Annotated in this window: 17 protein-coding genes; 13 read left to right on the top strand and 4 right to left on the bottom strand. The window is 68.6% G+C overall.

The features are described from left to right. Positions 1-12: 12 nt before the first annotated feature. Together V1351_RS10755 and pepN are read right to left on the bottom strand one after the other, a co-directional pair. The gene (locus V1351_RS10755; RefSeq protein WP_338748146.1) at positions 13-960 is read right to left on the bottom strand and encodes a mechanosensitive ion channel family protein; all 948 of its coding nucleotides are present in this window, start codon (positions 958-960) and stop codon (positions 13-15) included. Further along, the gene (gene pepN / locus V1351_RS10750) at positions 960-3,515 is read right to left on the bottom strand and encodes an aminopeptidase N (RefSeq protein WP_338748145.1); all 2,556 of its coding nucleotides are present in this window, start codon (positions 3,513-3,515) and stop codon (positions 960-962) included. Before pepN ends, V1351_RS10755 begins: the two co-directional genes overlap by 1 nt. A 91-nt stretch (positions 3,516-3,606) precedes the next feature. Here pepN and V1351_RS10745 point away from each other — a divergent pair, with 91 nt between their 5' ends. The 6 genes from V1351_RS10745 (at position 3,607) to V1351_RS10720 (ending at position 10,619) form a co-directional block, all read left to right on the top strand. Next, entirely contained in the window at positions 3,607-4,212 is a 606-nt protein-coding gene (locus tag V1351_RS10745; protein ID WP_338748144.1) for a DsbA family protein, read from the top strand. Positions 4,213-4,246: 34 nt separating this feature from the next. Further along, entirely contained in the window at positions 4,247-4,714 is a 468-nt protein-coding gene (locus V1351_RS10740; RefSeq protein WP_338748143.1) for a ribose-5-phosphate isomerase, read from the top strand. Positions 4,715-4,853: 139 nt separating this feature from the next. Then, a complete protein-coding gene (locus V1351_RS10735; protein ID WP_338748141.1) occupies positions 4,854-5,939 on the top strand; it encodes a PP2C family protein-serine/threonine phosphatase in 1,086 nt (361 codons plus the stop codon). Between the two features lie 22 nt (positions 5,940-5,961). After that, the gene (gene trmB, locus V1351_RS10730; protein ID WP_338748140.1) at positions 5,962-6,681 is read left to right on the top strand and encodes a tRNA (guanosine(46)-N7)-methyltransferase TrmB; all 720 of its coding nucleotides are present in this window, start codon (positions 5,962-5,964) and stop codon (positions 6,679-6,681) included. Between the two features lie 155 nt (positions 6,682-6,836). Beyond that, positions 6,837-8,300, top strand: a complete 1,464-nt coding sequence (cls, locus tag V1351_RS10725) for a cardiolipin synthase (protein ID WP_338748139.1) — start codon at positions 6,837-6,839, stop codon at positions 8,298-8,300. Positions 8,301-8,414: 114 nt separating this feature from the next. Further along, a complete protein-coding gene (locus V1351_RS10720) occupies positions 8,415-10,619 on the top strand; it encodes a helix-turn-helix transcriptional regulator (RefSeq protein WP_338748138.1) in 2,205 nt (734 codons plus the stop codon). An 11-nt stretch (positions 10,620-10,630) separates the two neighbouring features. Here the strand turns inward: V1351_RS10720 and V1351_RS10715 are convergent, their stop codons facing one another. Together V1351_RS10715 and V1351_RS10710 are read right to left on the bottom strand one after the other, a co-directional pair. Further along, positions 10,631-10,939, bottom strand: coding sequence for a carboxymuconolactone decarboxylase family protein (locus V1351_RS10715; protein ID WP_338748136.1), 309 nt, complete (start codon positions 10,937-10,939; stop codon positions 10,631-10,633). A 77-nt stretch (positions 10,940-11,016) separates the two neighbouring features. After that, positions 11,017-12,069 (bottom strand): AI-2E family transporter, encoded by a 1,053-nt coding sequence (locus tag V1351_RS10710; protein ID WP_338748135.1) that lies wholly within the window; start codon positions 12,067-12,069, stop codon positions 11,017-11,019. A 381-nt stretch (positions 12,070-12,450) separates the two neighbouring features. Here V1351_RS10710 and V1351_RS10705 point away from each other — a divergent pair, with 381 nt between their 5' ends. The 7 genes from V1351_RS10705 to V1351_RS10675 all read left to right on the top strand — a co-directional run bounded on the left by V1351_RS10705 (position 12,451) and on the right by V1351_RS10675 (position 17,523). After that, positions 12,451-13,068, top strand: coding sequence for a DUF6325 family protein (locus V1351_RS10705; protein ID WP_338748134.1), 618 nt, complete (start codon positions 12,451-12,453; stop codon positions 13,066-13,068). A 70-nt stretch (positions 13,069-13,138) separates the two neighbouring features. Then, the gene (locus tag V1351_RS10700) at positions 13,139-13,237 is read left to right on the top strand and encodes an SHOCT domain-containing protein (protein WP_338752520.1); all 99 of its coding nucleotides are present in this window, start codon (positions 13,139-13,141) and stop codon (positions 13,235-13,237) included. Between the two features lie 30 nt (positions 13,238-13,267). Next, entirely contained in the window at positions 13,268-14,074 is an 807-nt protein-coding gene (locus V1351_RS10695) for a hypothetical protein (protein WP_338748133.1), read from the top strand. A 62-nt stretch (positions 14,075-14,136) separates the two neighbouring features. Next, a complete protein-coding gene (locus V1351_RS10690) occupies positions 14,137-15,636 on the top strand; it encodes an arylsulfatase (RefSeq protein ID WP_338748132.1) in 1,500 nt (499 codons plus the stop codon). Between the two features lie 4 nt (positions 15,637-15,640). Then, on the top strand, positions 15,641-16,579 hold the full coding sequence (locus V1351_RS10685; protein WP_338748131.1) for a formylglycine-generating enzyme family protein: 939 nt from the start codon (positions 15,641-15,643) through the stop codon (positions 16,577-16,579). Further along, on the top strand, positions 16,572-17,081 hold the full coding sequence (locus tag V1351_RS10680) for an HAD family hydrolase (protein ID WP_338748130.1): 510 nt from the start codon (positions 16,572-16,574) through the stop codon (positions 17,079-17,081). Before V1351_RS10685 ends, V1351_RS10680 begins: the two co-directional genes overlap by 8 nt. A 211-nt stretch (positions 17,082-17,292) precedes the next feature. Then, on the top strand, positions 17,293-17,523 hold the full coding sequence (locus tag V1351_RS10675; RefSeq protein ID WP_338748128.1) for a hypothetical protein: 231 nt from the start codon (positions 17,293-17,295) through the stop codon (positions 17,521-17,523). Positions 17,524-17,532: the final 9 nt, after the last annotated feature.

Raw genomic sequence — 17,532 nt, 5'->3', positions numbered from 1 at the left:
TCGTCAGGCCTCTCAGATCGTGTGGGTGCCGCCGACGGGCGGCAGCGGGGGACCGGCGATGCCCTCACGGTCGAAGGCATCCTTGACCCGGCGACGGATCTCGCGCTGGAGTCCCCAGTTCTCGTTCGGTGCGCAGGTGGCGAAGACGCGCACGCTCACGGTCCCGGCGGTGATCGTCTCGACGCCGAGCACGCTGGGCGCCTCGCGCAGCTTCGGGCCCCAGTGCTCGTCCGTGTCCATCACCGAGACCGCGTCCCGGATGATGCCGATGACCTGGTCGACGTCCTCGCGGTAGGAGAAGGGCAGGTCGACCATCACCGTCGACCAGCCCTGGCTGCGGTTGCCGATGCGCAGGATCTCGCCGTTGCGCACGTACCAGACGACGCCGTCGAGGTCGCGCAGCCGCGTCACCCGGAGCGAGACCTCCTCGACGGTGCCGACGGCCTCGCCGGTGTCGATGTAGTCACCGACGCCGTACTGGTCCTCGAGGATCATGAAGATGCCCGACAGGTAGTCCTTCACCAGCGCCTGCGCACCGAAACCGAGCGCGATGCCTCCGACACCTGCGGACGCGAGCAGCGGTGCCAACGGGATGCCCATCAGATCCAGGACGGTCAGCGCCGTGATCGTGCCGATGACGATCGTGGCGATGCTCCGCAGCAGGGAACCGGTGGTCAGGGCCCGTTGCCGGGAGCGCTCGCGCACGGTGCTCGCCGGCATTCCCTTGGACCGCTTGTGGTCCCGTTTGGCCTGGGCTGCCTCGCTGCGGGCGATCGACTTCTCGATGGCCTTGTCGATCGCCCGATGAACCAGGCGCCGGGCCACATAGGCCAGCAGGATGGTGAGGACGATCCTCAGGGGCGCGCCGAGCAGCCACTCGAGGACACCGGCCCAGGTGAGGGGGTCCAGCGGCGACTGTGCGGCCTTGGGGAGGTCGATGATCGGGATACCGACCGGCATCAACGGCTGTCACGCTCCTGTGCTCGCACGGCGCGGGCGACGGTGTCGCGGCTCTCCGCGACCAGCCGACGAAGTCCGTCGGGGGCCTGGGGGTGTTCGTCGAGCCACGCCTGGGTCGTCGCGAGGAGGTCCGGCCCCGCCAGCGCCATCGGGTAGAACCCCAGGACGATGCCTTCGGCGATGGCGTGGGTCCGCTGCTGCCACACCTGCTCCAGCACGTCGTGGTACCGCTGGACGAAGGGGGTGAGCAGCGCCGGGTCGTGGGTGCGCCCGAAACCGAGTGCGTGCGCGTCCACGACCGAGTTGGGGGTGTCGGTGTCGACCACACCGGCCTGCCAGGCGGCCTCCTTGGCCTCGGCGGTCGGGATGCTCGCAGCGGCTCGCGCGGCGCGCTCACGACCGGTGGCCGTGTTGTCCCCCTTCGCCTCCCGCGCGATGGCGTCGGCGTCCGCCTCGCCGGCGGCGGCGAGCCCGGTCAGCAGCGTCCACCGCATGTCGGTGTCGACGGCCAGGCCCTCGAGCGCGGCGCTGCCGTCGAGCAGGCCTGCGACCAGACCGACGTCGTCACCGGGCGCCAGCATGCCCGCGTGCGCGGTGACCAGCTGCAGCTGGGCGTCGCTGCCGGGAGCTGCGGCCTCCGCCAGCGAGCGGAGTGAGGTGACGACCACCTCGCGCAGCGCCTCCCGGTGGCCGGGTGCGCTGTAGACGCCCACGCACGTCGACACCTGCGACAGCAGGGTGCGCAGCAGCGTGGAGTCGGCGAGACCCTCGAGGACCGGCAGGGCCAGGTCGACGTACTCGCGGGCGGCCATCTCGCCGTCGCGGGTCATGTCCCACGCCGACGCGAGCGCCAAGGACATCGGCAGCGACTCACCGAACGCGGTCGGGTGCGCCAGCAGTGTCGCGAGGGAGCGCTCGTCCAGACGGAGCTTGGCATAGGTCAGGTCGTCGTCGTTGAGCAGCAGCAGGTCCGGCTGACGCTGCCCGACCAGCTGGGGCAGGGGCGTGCTCGCGCCGTCGACGTCCACCTCGATGCGCTCGCGGCGCACGAGGGCGCCGTCGACGAGGTCGTACAGGCCGACCGCCAGACGGTGTGGGCGCAACGTCGCGAAGCCCTCGGCGTGGGTCTGCTCGATGACCGCATCGACGTAGTGGCCGCGCTCGTCGACCTCGACGAGCGGACGCAGGGTGTTGACCCCGGCCGTCTCCAGCCACAGCCGCGACCAGGACCGCAGGTCGCGACCGGAGGTGGCCTCCAGCTCGACCAGCAGGTCGTCGAGGGTCGTGTTGCCCCACGCGTGCTTGACGAAGTAGGCGCGGATGCCGTCGCGGAAGGCCTCGCGGCCGACGTAGGCGACGAGCTGCTTGAGGACCGAGGCGCCCTTGGCGTAGGTGATGCCGTCGAAGTTGACCTCGACGTCCTCGAGGTCACGGATCGGCGCGACGATCGGGTGCGTCGAGGACAGCTGGTCCTGGCGGTAGGCCCAGGCCTTCTCGTGGGTGCAGAAGGTGGTCCAGGCATCGGTCCACTCGGTGGCCTCGGCCTGACAGGTCGTCGAGGCCCACTCCGCGAAGGACTCGTTCAGCCACAGGTCGTTCCACCACTTCATCGTCACGAGATTGCCGAACCACATGTGGGCCAGTTCGTGCAGGACCGTGAGGGCACGACGCTCGACCAACGCGTCGGGGACCTTGGAGCGGAAGACGTACATCTCGTGGAAGGTCACGCAGCCGGCGTTCTCCATCGCGCCCATGTTGTACTCCGGCGTGAAGACCTGGTCGTACTTGGTGAACGGGTACCCCTGCCGGAACTCCTCCTCGTAGAAGGCGAAACCGGCCTTGGTCAGCGCGAACAGGTTCTCCGCGTCGAGGTACTGCGTCAGCGACCTGCGGCAGAAGATGCCCAGCGGCACCTCCTTGCCCCCCGAGACCAGCGAGTCGCGCACGACGTCGTAGGGGCCCGCGACGAGGGCGGTGATGTAGCTGCTCATCCGCTCGGTGGGGGCGAACGCCCAGACCGCGGCACCCTGCCCTGCCCCGTTGGGGACCGGCGTCGGCTCGGGGGTGGGGGAGTTGCCGATGACCTGCCAGTGCGCGGGGGCCGTCACGGTGAGGGTGAAGCTCGCCTTGAGGTCGGGCTGCTCGAAGACCGGGTACATCCGGCGGCTGTCCGGCACCTCGAACTGCGTGTAGAGGTAGACCTCCCCGTCGACGGGGTCGACGAACCGGTGCAGGCCCTCGCCGGTGTTCATGTAACGGCCGGTCGCGCGGATGGTCACCGTGTTGTCCGCGGCGAGCTCGTCCAGGCGCACACGGTGGTCGGCGAAGACCTCGGCCGGCTCGAGGGAGGTGCCGTTGAGCACGACCTCGTCCACCGACTCACCGATGAAGTCGACGAAGGTGCTCGATCCCTCCTTCGCCGTGAAGTGGATCGTGCTGGTCGTCGCGAACGTCGTCTCCGAGGTCGTCAGGTCGAGCGTGATCGCGTGGTCGTCCACCGCGACGACGGCCGCACGTTCCGCGGCCTCCTCGCGGGTGAGGTTCTTCCCGGGCACGTGGGCTCCTTCGTGTCGGCGATTTCCCCCCATGGTTTCACGCACCGGGCCCGACGCAGGATCTGCCCCGTCGGTCTGCGACGATGAACCCATGCCGAAGCAGTCCGTGGAAATGTGGTTCGACCCCCTGTGCCCGTGGGCATGGATGACCTCTCGGTGGCTGATGGAGGTCGAGCGGGTCCGCGACGTCGAGATCACCTGGTCGCAGATGAGTCTGTCGGTGCTCAACGAGGGGCGCGACCTGTCCGACGACTACCGCGACCTGATGCAGCGGGGCTGGACCCCGGTGCGGGTCATCGCGGCCGCGCGCAAGGCCCACGGCGACGAGGTCACCAAGCCGCTGTACGACGCGATCGGTACCCGGCTGCACCTGGGGGAGCAACAGGACTTCCGTGCCGCCACCGCCGAGGCGCTCGCCGAGGTCGGCCTACCGACCGAGCTGGTCGAGGCCGCGGACAGCGACGAGCACGACGATTTCCTGCGCCGGAGCCACGACCGCGCCATCGGCCTCGTCGGTGACGACGTGGGTACGCCGGTGATCTCCGTCGGTGAGGTCGCCTTCTTCGGTCCCGTCGTCTCGCCTGCTCCGAAGGGGGAGGCTGCCGGGCGACTGTTCGACGGCTGCGTCCTCGTCGCCGGTACCGAGGGGTTCTTCGAGCTGAAGCGCACCCGCACCCGCGGCCCGATCTTCGACTGACCGAGTCCACCCCCTTCCCACACCGGAGAGATCTTTGCGCGTTCACATCGGCGGCGACCACGCGGCCTTCGACCTCCACCAGGAGCTGCTCACCTTCCTCGCGGCGGAGGGCCACGAGGTGACCGACCACGGCCCCTTCGAGTACGACGCCGTCGACGACTACCCCGTCTTCGTGCTGCGGACCGCCCGGGCCGTGGCTGACGACCCGGGCAGCCGCGGGATCGTCCTGGGGGGTTCCGGCAACGGCGAGCAGATGGCCGCCAACAAGGTCTCCGGCATCCGGGCTGCCTTGTGCTACAACGCGGAGCTGGCCCGTCTGGCCCGTGAGCACAACGATGCCCAGGTGCTGTCGATGGGCGGCCGGATGCAGTCACTCGCCGAGGCCAAGGAGATGGTGCAGGTCTTCCTCACGACCGACTTCACGGGCGAGGACCGTCACCAGCGGCGCATCGACATGGTGAGTGCCTTCGAGGTGGACGGCACCCTCCCACCGCTGCCCTGAGGTCGAAATCGCACTCCTGACACGGGTGCTCGCGAGGTTTCCGATCGGTCACGGCCACTTCACAGACGGCCTGTCGGCGCTTATGGTGCGGTCAGGTCCCACCACTTGGTGGGGCGCCGGACGACCGGGGGAGTAGAGCGTGTCTGCGATCCTGCCGAGCCGCATTCCCGCGTGGGCGGAGCGACGGTGGTTGCCGCGGTCGCTGCCACGGCTCGAGGGGACGGCCCTGCTGCTGACGGTCCTGATGACCGTTCTCGCGATCGCCGCCGCGCACCAGACCTGGACCGCCACCATCCCGCTCGTGACGTTGGTGCCCGTGTGCCTCCTGGCGACCACGCTGTGCACCCTGCAGCAGGTCCGGATGGTCTTCGGTGTCGTCCTCGCCTGTGTCGCATGGTCCCTCGCCTTCTCCGGTGACGGAATGGGCGGCACCCTCCCACTGATCGTCTCCCTCGCGCTGATGTACGCCGTCGCCACCTCGCGCTCGCACCACGGTGCAGCCACCTTCGAGGGGGATCGGATGCTCGGGGACCTGCGCTCCCGCCTGCGTGCGATGGGCGACATCCCACGGCTGCCGGCCGGGTGGCACGCGGAGCGCTCCTTCGCGACCGCCCACGGGGACGCCTTCGCGGGCGACTTCAGCATCACCTCGGGCAGTCGCTGCGGTCGTCAGCTCGAGATGGTCCTCGCCGACGTCAGCGGCAAGGGACAGGCGGCCGGGACCCGTGCGCTCGTCCTTGCCGGCGCCCTCGGGGGCGTCATCGGCTCGGCCACCCCGCACCGGGTGCTGCCGATGGCCAACGAGTTCCTCGAGCGCGACATGTGGGACGAGGGATTCGCCACCGCCGTGCACGTCTGCCTCGACCTGGTCACGGGGGAGGCGTCGGTCGCCTCGGCCGGTCACCCGCCCGCGATGCGCTACGACGCCGGCTCCGGCCGCTGGATCCCGCTCGAGGGCAACCGCGGCCCGGCGCTCGGACTCGTCCCGGAGGCCGAGTACCCCCGGGCACACACGGTGCTCAACCGTGGGGACGCCCTGCTCGTCTACACCGACGGCATCATCGAGTCGCGCGGTCGTGACCTCGACGACGGCATCGACTGGATGCTCGGTGCCGCTCAGGCCCGGCTCACCCGGGGCTTCCCCGGGCTCGCCAAGGCCCTCGTCGATGGAGGTCGCGCGGGCGCCGACGACGACCGTGCCGCCGTGATCATCTGGCGCGACTGAGCTCGGGATAGCCTGTGCGGCCGTGACCACCTCCGAACCCGACCCGCACAAGGCGCCCCTGACGCACACCCCCCTGACCGCCGAGGGGCGCCACCGGGCGACCGTGCGCACATTCACCCCCCGCTGGCGGATGTCCCCGCAGACCCAGGAGCGGATGGAGACCTTCCTGCCACGTTTCGCGGTACCGACCACGCCGCTCGACCCCGCCCGGGCCTTCGGTCGGGACGTGCCGGTCGTCCTCGAGATCGGCTCCGGCTACGGGGAGTCGACGATCGCCTACGCGCGCGAGCGGCCCGACCACGGGATCATCGCCGCCGAGGTGCACGTGCCCGGGGTCGCCCGGCTCATGGTCCGTGCCGACGAGGAAGGGCTGGACAACGTCCGGGTGCACCGGGGGGACGCCATCGAGTACCTCGTGCAGTGCGTCGGCGAGGACCAGCTCGAGGCGGTGCACCTGTTCTTCCCCGACCCGTGGCCGAAGGCGCGCCACGCCAAGCGTCGCTTCGTCCAGCAGGACACCCTCGACATGCTGCTGCACCGACTGCGCCCCGGTGGTCACCTGCTCATCGCCACCGACCACGCTGCCTACGCCGACCATGTACGCAGCCAGCTCGCGGAGCACGGCGGCGTCATGGTCGTCGAGGGGGAGCGTCCGGACTGGCGACCGAGTGCCGGGTTCGAGGACAAGGGCAGGGCCGCCGGCCGGTCGATCCACGAGTTCCGGGTCACCAGCACGCACTGACCCGGCCTCGCGCGACACCAGTCGCCACTCGTCCCCACCGATTCACCCTCATTGGGGGACGCGCGGACGATCGGCTCGTGCGAGTGTGAATGGCCACGCGCACGGCCAACGCTCGGGCACGGCGGTGGACCCGGCTCCGACGAAGGGCGGTACACATGTCAGTGCCCCACATCGCCGTCCTCGGCGGCGGGCTGGTGTTGCTGGACCTGGTCCTGCGGATCCTCGCGTTGATCTACGTGCCGCCCAACCGCCGCCCCACGGCCGCGATGGCGTGGCTCCTGGCGATCTTCTTCATCCCGGTCGTCGGAGGGTTGCTCTTCCTGCTCATCGGCAATCCCAAGCTGCCGCGACATCGGCTGCAGAAGCAGCAGGAGATGGACGAGGTCATCGCCGAGCACGCCGCGCAGTCGCCCGAGCCGGACACCTCGCGGTGGCCGCCGTGGTGGGCCGGTGTGGTGCGGATGAACGACGAGCACACCGCCATGCCCCTGTGGGCCGGCAACCGCGGCTCGCTCATCGGGGACTACGCCGAGTCCCTGGCAACGATGACCCGGGAGATCGCCGGTGCGCGGGCCTACGTGCACGTCGAGTTCTACATCCTGTCGCTCGACGAGAGCACCGCCCCGTTCTTCGACGCGCTCGAGGCAGCCGCGGAGCGTGGGGTGACCATCCGTGTGCTCTTGGACCACTGGGCCTCGTCGCACTGTCGTGACTACGCGGCGACGATCGCCCGTCTCGACGCCATGGGAGCCCAGTGGCACCTCATGCTGCCGGTACAACCGCTCAGGGGGCGCTACCAGCGACTGGATCTGCGCAACCATCGCAAGTTGCTCGTGGTCGACGGACGGACTGCCTTCCTGGGGTCCCAGAACCTCATCGACCGCAGCTACAACAAGAAGAAGAACCTCTCGCGCGGGCTGCAGTGGCAGGACCTCATGACCCGGATCGAGGGACCGGTCGTCGCGTCGGTCGATCTTGTGTTCGCGACCGACTGGTACATGGAGTCGGACGAGCGTCTGCCCGTGACGAACTCGCCGTCGGTGACCGCCACGACCTCGGCTGACGAACTCCTCGAGTGCCAGGTGGTGCCCAGCGGTCCCGGCTATCCCGTGGAGAACAACCTCCAGCTCTTCCTGAGCCTGCTCTACGCCGCGCAGGAGCGGGTGGCGATCACGAGTCCGTACTTCGTCCCCGAGGAGTCCATGCTGCGCGGGATCATGGCCGCCATCGATCGCGGCGTGACCGTGGAGCTGTTCGTCTCGGAGATCGGGGACCAGGCCCTGGTGTGGCACGCGCAACGCTCGTACTATGCGCCGCTTCTCGACGCCGGTATGCGGATCTACCAGTACCCGGCGCCGTACATCCTGCACGCCAAGCACTTCAGCATCGACGACGATGTCGCGGTGATCGGGTCGAGCAACATGGACATGCGCTCGTTCGGACTGAACTGCGAGGTCTCCCTCATGGTTCGATCACGCCACTACGTGCAGCAGATGCGCCGGGTCGAGGACGAGTACCGCACCCTCAGCACCGAGCTGACGGCCGAGCAGTGGGCGATGGAACCAACCAGGCGTACGGCGGTGGACGGCTTGGCCCGACTGACCTCCGCCTTGCAGTGACCAGCGGTTCACGGCTGGGGACTCTCGGATTCCACGGTTCACGACGCCCGGATTGGTAGTTGCGGTGGTAAAAAGGACGCCATGACCATGTCTCACGTGGGTCCGCTGTCGTCAGTGGTGACACCTGAGTCCGCCTCCCTCGACAGCAAGGTCACGGTCAACCGGCCACGTCAGGGGACGGTCACGCGACGCCCGCTCATCGAGGCGGCGCGGCGAAGCGGGGGGCGCGTCGTGACGGTGACTGCTCCGGCGGGGTACGGGAAGTCCACCATGGCTGCCGAGTGGGCCCATCTGGAGACCCGTCGGGTCGCGTGGGCATCGCTTGATCGTCACGACGACGAGGCCGGTTCGCTGCTGACGGTCCTGGCCATGGCCTGCAGGTCCATCAGCCCACTGGCTGTAGAGGTCGTGCCGAAGATGCGGGGGACCGATGTCGCGGTTCTGGGCGGGGCCGCGCCCTTGCTGTCGGCCGTGATCCGTCAGGCCCCGGAACCCTTCGTGTTCTTCATCGACGACCTGCACGCCGTGGGCTCGGATGAGTGCCAGGACGCCCTGGAGGTCGTTCTCGCAGACCTGCCCGCAGGCTCCCAACTCGTCCTGACCAGTCGATACGAGCAGTCCTTCGTCACGCGGCGACGGTTGTGTGGGGACCTGTTCGAGATCGGTACCGACGACCTACGAGTCGATGCCGATGGTGCTCGGCAGATCTTCAGCGACAGTGGGATCGTCGTGTCCGACGACGACCTCGCCTCGGCAGTCGCTCGCTCCGAGGGGTGGCCCGCCGGGCTCTTCCTCTACGCGTTGACGGTCCGCGCCGGTGGAGATGCGCGGTCGCTCTTCGGTGATGAGCGGACCATCTCCGACTACCTCCACCTCGAGGCATTCGCCCGCTTGCCGGACGACCTGAAGAGCTTCCTGCGACGTACCTCGATCCTTGAGGAGCTGTCCGCTCCCGTGTGCGACGCGGTGGTGGGGATCTCCAACTCGTCGGCGCACCTGAGACGTCTCGAGGAGCTCAACCTCTTCCTCGTGCCACTGGACCGTCGTCGACTCCGAATTCGTTACCATCCGCTGTTCCGGGACTTCCTGGTCGCGCAGGCCCACCGCGACGAGGGGGAGATCGTCGGCGAGCTGCACCTGCGGGCCGCCGAGTGGTTCGAAGCGAACGGTCATCCGCACTGGGCGGTCGATCACCTCCTTGCCGCCGGGAAGTCGGCTCGTGCGGCGAGCCTCATCGCGGCCACGGCGGTGCCTGCCTATGCACAGGGTGACTTCACGGTGATCTCCCGGTGGCTGTCGACCATCGAGGACGCGGTGATCCGGGCATCGCCGCCGCTGCTCGTCATCGCGACGTGGACTGCACTCCTGCAGGGGAAGTCTCCGGGGTCGGAGCGATGGGCGGCCCTGCTCGAGGATCTCGACGAGGACACGGTCCCCGACGGCGATCGAGCAGAGTTCGCGTCGGCCCGTGCGCTCGTTCGTGCCGTGATGTGTCGGCACGGTCCTCGTCGAGCACACGAGGACGCGGCGTTCGCCGCGGCGTACGACCGGGAGTGGAGCCCGTGGCGCGCCACAGCCCTGTATGCGCTCGGGTCGACAGCCCTGCTCGTCGGGGACCGGGACGCGGCCGCAGACGCGTTCTCGCGCTCGTCGACGTGCGCGCTCGAGGTGGGGTCGGCGACGTCCGTCATGTTGAGCGAGTCCGAGCTGGCGCTCATGGCCATGGAGGACGGAGCGTGGTCGCAGGCCCGGGCACGAGTGGACGCGGCTGTCCGCCTCGTCGATGAGAACCACTTGGAGGGCTACGCGTTGTCCGCCTTCGTCTACGCGGTCGCTGCCCGAGTCGCACGACACCGGGAGGACGTGTCGACGGCGCAGGGATATCTGTCGCGGGCGATGCGTGCACGCGTCGACAGCACCCACGTGCTGCCCTTCGTGGCGATCCGTCTTCGAGTACAGCTCGCCCAGGCCTTCGTCGACAACGGCAACCGCACGGCGGCGGCGCACGTCCTCCGCGAGGTCGACGACATCCTGTCGCGACGGCCCGACATGGGTGGTCTCGTGGAGGACGTCCAGCGATTCCGCACGACGCTCGTGGACACGGTGGAGAGGGTGGCGACCGTCCCCCTCACCCCGGCGGAGTTGCGGTTGCTGCCCTACCTGCAGACACACCTCACGCTGGCGGCCATCGGGGAACGCCTCTTCATCTCACGCAACACCGTCAGCTCGGAGGTCGGGTCCATCTACCGCAAGCTGGGCGTCACCACTCGCAACGCGGCGGTCGAGCGGGCCCTCGAGACCGGTCTGCTCGGTCACTGACCGGACCCGACTCACCCCGGGAGCTGGAACGTGTCCACGTCGTAGCCCAGGGCCAGAGCCACCTTCGGCGCGGCCGCCACGACCCTGGGCCGCCCCACCACCGGCAGCAGCGCGTCGAGGACACCGACGATCTCCGCCTCGGTGGCCCCCGCACCGACGGCCGCGTCGATCTCGACCCGGATCGAGGGGACTCCGGCCAGGACCGTGACGAGCGCGCCCAGGCGCACCAGCGAGCCCGTCTTGGCGTCGAGTGTCCCGAGTGGGGTCACCGCGTCGAGGTTGTCGAGGGCGAGGTGTCGGAGCTGCTCTGCATAGTCCATGGATCCTCACTCACTGGGTGACTGATCGCCAGCCAACGCCCGGTCGTGCGTGTGCGCGTCATGCAGGTGGGATGACGTCAGCCGGGGGCCGGCGCGTCGGGCTCGGGCGGGTCCAGTCGACCGCTGACGAGCGGCAGGACCCACCGGCTCGTGGGGTCGGCCTCGACGATCACCGCACGGAGCAACAGGCTCATCGGCACCGCGAGGATGGCCCCGAGCGGCCCGAGGATGAAGGTCCAGAAGACGAGCGAGAGGAAGGTCAACGTCGTCGACAGGCCAACCGAGTTGCCGATGACCCGCGGTTGGATGATCGACTGGATGACGAAGTTGATCACGCTGTAGACGATGATGACCGCCAGCATCAGTGTCGGCCCTCCGTCGAGCAGTGCGATGAGCGCCGGCGGGACCACACCGATGACGAATCCGATGTTCGGGACGAAGTTGGTGACGAAGGCGAGGACGCCCCACACGAAGGCGCCGGGCACGCCCATGATCCACAGTGCGCCGGTATCGACCACCGCGACGATGAGCCCGAAGATGGCCGACACGCTCAGGTAGGCCCGCGTGCCCCGAGCGAAGGAGGACATCGCCTCGACGGCGTTGGGCCGGAATCGCCGGGCATGGGTCATGAGCTTCTCGGTGTGCGCGCCGTCGAAGGCCAGGAAGAGCAGGAGGACGACGATGAAGAAGAAGTTGGACAGGACGCCCAACAACTCGCCGAGCACCGAGGCTGCGGCAGATGCCACTCGGGCGGTGTCCACGGAGTCCTTCATCGTCGCCAGCTGGCTCTGCGAGATCCCCCACGAGTTCAGGGTGGTGCCGATGAAGGCGAACTGTTCGTTGAGCTGGGCCTGGTACTGGGGCAGCAGTTGCGCCATCCGGGCGATCGAGACGAGGAGCATCAGCCCCAGGACGATGAGCAGCAGGTAGACGCCGACGACGACACTCACCGAGGCCAACCACGCGGGCACGCGCCGGGTCAGACGCTTGCGCAGCGGGTGGAAGACGATCGTCAACGCCAGCGCGAGCATCAACGGTCCGATGATGTCGCTGGCCGCCTTGATCGTGACGGCGAGGAAGGCGAGCGCCGCGGCGCCGAGCAGGAGCCGCAGCGTCCTCGTGCTGGCCACGCCCTCGAGCATCCCCGCAGGCGTGCTCGCGGGCGGTCGACCTCCCGGTGGGGGGACCGTCGAGACCTCCGCTGCTGACGCGCCATCGGTATCCATCGCCACATCCCACCACGTGCCCAGCGTCTGCACGTCACCCACTTAGCATGACTCCCGCGGTCTCGGTGGGGCAGACGATGATGAGGGTCGAGCACCGCGGCGGAAGGTCCGTGACGACCTGGACGCTCCTGCTGATGCCGGGGCCGTTCGACGAGCCCGGCGAGCCGATGGCACGCATGACCCCCGTGAGGGGCAGCCGACGTGATCACCCATCTCGCATGATGCGGGCGACCGTGTGCAGTGCGAGGCTCGACCTTCATTCGCCCACGACGCCAGGAGCAATCGATGACGCAGGAAACGGCCCTCGGGCCCCTCGACTTCTTCCTCATCGAATTTCCCGAGCACGCTGCCACGAGCCACGTGGCCACGGAGTTGTCCGCAGTGCTCGATCGCGGCCTCATCCGGTTGCTCGACGTGGCCGCCGTGCGCAAGGACGACTCCGGACGAGCGACACGGGCTGACCTCAGCGAGGTGAATCCGGGCCTCAACGGCTTCGAGGCCTTCGCGGGCGCGCAGAGTGGTCTCTTCGACACCTCCGACCTGGACCAGGCGGGCGAGGCCCTCGCACCGGGGATGAGCGGACTGCTCATCGCCATCGAGAACACGTGGGCCGGCGGACTCGTGACCGCCGTCGACGCCGCGGGCGGCCGGGTGGCCGCGAGCGAGCCCAGCTGCTCCTGGACGCCCTGGACGCAGTGGAGTCCGCAGGCTGACCGGCCCATCGATCCACCACCACCGATCCACCAGGAGGACACCATGCCGGGACTACTTCGAGGCGTTGCCCGCACGGCGGTCATCGCGGGGACCGCCAGCGCAGTCAACGGACGAGTGCAGCGCCGGCAGGCGGCACACTTCGCCGCCCCAGGACGCACGGGCCTACCCGCCGGCGGCCGGGCCGCGTGAATACGCCCCACCTCCCGCCGCCGCGTCACCCGCGCCGCCGCCAGCGTCGGCAGGGGGCAGTGGAGACGCGATCATCGACCGGCTGACCGAGCTGGCCAACCTCAAGGCGCAGGGAATTCTCACCGACGAGGAGTTCGCGGAACAAAAGGCACGGATCCTCGCCTCGTGAGCAACCGGATCCGAAAGGGGTGCTGAGCGAATGGCCACCTTCGCGGGCAACGCGCTGATCCTGCTCGTCGCGTTCGTCGTGACCTTCGGGCTGTCCCTGCTCGTGCGCCGGCGTCTCGGCGACAAGGAGGTGCACGTCAACTCGTGGGCGTCGACCCTGTCCTACATCGCCACCGCCTACGGTGTCGTCGTCGGCTTCTCGGTGCTCTTCCTCTTCGGGCAGTTCGCCGATGCCCGTCAGGCAGTCGGTGCCGAGGCAACCTCGATCGGCACGGCGTACAACCAGGCAGAGCTCTTTCCCGAGGCGCAGCCCGGGATCCAACGGGCGCTCATCTGCTATGCCCGCTCGGTCCCGGCGCACGACTGGCCTTCGTTGGTGGACGACTCGGTGGGGTCGCCGAAGGTGGATGCGACCTACCTCGCCCTCGTCCTCTCCCTCGGCGAGGAGGACGAGCCCGCGGCGGGTGCACTGCACGCGGCCTCGGCGACCAACCTTGCCTCGCAGATCGGCAACATCTCCACCGCGCGGGAGATCCGACTCGTGGCAGCGGAGACGACGGTTCCGCCGATGCTGTGGGTGCTGCTCATCGGAGGCGGAGCGAGTGTGGTCATGCTCATCTTTGCCGTGACCCTGCCCGCGAGACGTCACGCGCAGGCCTTTCTGGTGTCGATGTCGAGCGTCTTCACGGTGGTCCTGCTGCTCATCGTGGTGACCTTGGCGGATCCGTTCGCCCCGGGTGGCGGGCGCGTGACGCCACAACTCATCGAGGAGACCGCGGATGCGATGACCGCGTCCGCCAGCCCGGCCATCAGTGCACCGTGTGACACCGATCAGTGACTTCCCGGAACGTTCCACGCCCGCTGGCACCATCACCGCAGAACCCGACATCGGAGACGAACATGGTCGATCAACCGAACATCCTGATCATCTGGGGCGACGACATCGGAATCAGCAACCTCAGTTGCTACTCCGACGGACTCATGGGATATCGCACGCCGAACATCGACCGAGTGGCCACCGAGGGCGTGCGGTTCACCGACTACTACGGAGAGCAGAGTTGCACGGCCGGTCGTGCGGCATTCATCACCGGACAGAACCCCTATCGCACAGGACTGACCAAGGTCGGCATGCCGGGCGCGGACATCGGGTTGCGGGCGGAGGACCCGACGATCGCCACGGCATTGAAGTCGTTGGGCTACACGACCGGCCAGTTCGGCAAGAACCACTTCGGCGACCGGGACGAGTTCCTCCCGACGGCCCATGGCTTCGACGAGTTCTTCGGCAACCTCTACCACCTCAACGCCGAGGAGGAGCCGGAACTCGACGACTACCCGTCGGAGGACGAGTTCCCCAACTTCCGGAAGAACTTCGGTCCTCGCGGCGTCATCCATTCCTGGGCGAACGCCGACGGATCACAGCGCGTCGAGGACACCGGCCCCCTGACCAGGGAGCGGATGAAGACCATCGACGACGAGGTCGTGCCCGAGGCGCTGCGGTTCATGACCGACGCAAAGGACAGCGACACCCCCTTCTTCCTGTGGCTCAACACGACACACATGCACTTCCGCACGCACATCAAGGACGGTAGCCGGGGCAGGGCCGGGAGGTGGCAGTCGGAGTACCACGACACGATGTGCGACCACGACGACCTCGTCGGGTCGGTGCTCGACTTCCTGGACGACAACGGCTTGGCCGAGAACACCATCGTCATGTACTCCACCGACAACGGCCCGCACATGAACAGCTGGCCGGACGCCGGCATGACGCCCTTCCGCAACGAGAAGAACTCCAACTGGGAGGGTGCCTTCCGGGTGCCGGCGATGGTGCGGTGGCCGGGGCACATTCCGGCGGGGGAGGTGCTCAACGGGATCGTCAGCCACAATGACTGGTTCGTCACGCTACTCGCCGCGGCTGGCGACACCGACATCGCCGAGCGCCTCACGCGAGGCACCGAGCTGGCCGGGCGCAGCTACACGGTCCACCTCGATGGGCACAACCAGCTCGACTACCTCACCGGTCGGGTGGAGCAGAGCCCGAGACAGCACTTCTTCTACGTCTCGGACGACGGCGACCTCATGGCCTTGCGCTACGACAACTGGAAGTTCGTCTTCCTCGAGCAACGAGCGACGGGGACACTCGGCATCTGGGCGGAGCCGTTCACCGAATTGCGCTTCCCCAAGCTGTTCAACCTCAAGACGGATCCGTACGAGCGCGCCGACATCACCTCCAACACCTACTACGACTGGGTTCTCGACCACGTCTGGACCTTCGTCCCGGCACAGACCTATGTGGCGCAGATGATCAGCAGCCTGGCCGAGTTCCCGGCCCGGCAGGAGCCGGCGAGTTTCAACATCGACAAGGTGATGGAGAAGCTCAAGGCCGGGGCCCCGAGCAGTTGACGTGATGATCGACCTGCCAGGGGGCCTCTTCCGGATGGGGTCGGATGACCACTACCCGGAAGAAGGCCCCGTCCACCACGTGCGCGTCGGCGCGTTCTCGATCGACGCGACCCAGGTGACCAATGCAGAGTTCGCCCGGTTCGTGGACGCCACCGGCTACGTCACCGTCGCCGAGCGGGAGCTCGACCCGGCCGACTACCCTGGTGCTCCAGCAGCGAACCTGCGCCCCGGGTCGATGGTGTTCACCCCGACATCCGGGCCGGTCGACCTGCGTCACCTCAGCCAGTGGTGGCGCTGGAAGCCGGGCGCGTGCTGGAAGCACCCGAATGGTCCGAAGAGCACGATCGACCTACGGCTGGACCATCCGGTCGTCCACATCGCCCATGAGGACGCCACGGCCTATGCAGCATGGGCCGGTACTTCGCTCCCGACAGAAGCCGAGTGGGAGTACGCCGCCCGCGGCGGACTCGACGGCGCTGCCTACACCTGGGGAGACGAGCCCCGACCGGGGGGCCGACTGATGGCGAACATCTGGGACGGCCCCGACTTCCCCTGGCGCAGCAGCGGGGAGAGCGGCTTCCTGCGGACTGCCCCGGTCGGCAGCTTTCCGCCCAACGGGTTCGGCCTGTACGACGCGGCCGGCAACGTCTGGGAGTGGACCGACGACTGGTGGAGCACGACGCATCCCGACGACGCCGGCTCGTCATGTTGTGCACCCGAGGACCCGCGGGGAAGCGATGTCGAGTCGAGCTACGACCCGGCGCAGCCGCAGTTCCGCGTCGGACGCAAGGTGCTCAAGGGCGGCTCCCACCTGTGCGCCGATTCGTACTGCCTGCGGTATCGGCCGGCCGCACGCCGGCCCCAAGCCATCGACACCGGCATGAGCCACGTCGGGTTCCGGTGCGTCAGCAGGTCCGCCCCGGACGGATCCGACCGTGGGTGATGACATCCTGCCTTCGTGGCGGCCCGGCCCTGCCCGCGACGCCGTCGTGACCTTCCTCGACGCAGCCGAGTCGGTTCCGCGTGAGCAGCGCCTCGCCTGCTTCGACAACGACGGCACGCTGTGGTGCGAGCGCCCGACGTACGTCCAGTACGAGTTCTTCGTCGACGCGCTCAGGACTGCTGTGCTCTCGGAGCCGAGCCTGGCGACGGTGCCGGAGTTCGCGGCGCTGTTGGCCCAGGACCGAGAGGCGATCGGTGAGATGGGCCTGGAGCGGATCGCGTACGCGCTCACTCGCCTCTTCGAGGGGCAGGGCCCCGAGGACTTCACTGCGCGGGTCCGCGAGTTCCTCGCCCGTGCGCATCATCGGAGTCTGGGACGACCGCTGCGATCGAACACCTACCTGCCGATGCACGAACTCATGTCGGAGCTGCGCCGCCGGGGGTTCACCGTGTGCATCGTCACCGGCGGGGGGCACGGAGTTCCTCCGAGCGGTCAGCAATGACGTCTACGGCGTCCCGCCGCAGAACGTCGTCGGCAGCCTCATCGCCTACGACTTCATCCCGACGTCGGCGGACGGGACGGGCCCCGGCCTCAGGCGCACGGCTCGGCTGCTCGCCGGGGCGAACGAGGGGGCGAACAAGGTCACCAACATCCAGACGCAACTGGGGCGCCGACCGATCCTTGCGGCGGGCAACTCGGCCGGTGACCGCGAGATGCTCGAGTGGGCCGCGGCCGGCGATGGGCCCACTCTGGCTCTCCTGGTCGACCACGACGACAAAGATCGTGAGTTCGACTACGTCAGCACCGGCGAGACCGTGGCTGATTCGGAGCCGATCACGCACGTGGGTGCTCGCCAGGGGTGGACCATCGTCAGCATCGCGCACGACTGGCGGACCGTCTTCGGGTCGAGCACCTCGGGCAGCTCGTCGGATCCGACCGGGTAGCGCTCGGGG

This window comes from Janibacter sp. A1S7 (genome assembly GCF_037198315.1).
GTDB lineage: Bacteria > Actinomycetota > Actinomycetes > Actinomycetales > Dermatophilaceae > Janibacter > Janibacter alittae.
This window is presented reverse-complemented; position numbering and strand designations above follow the sequence as displayed.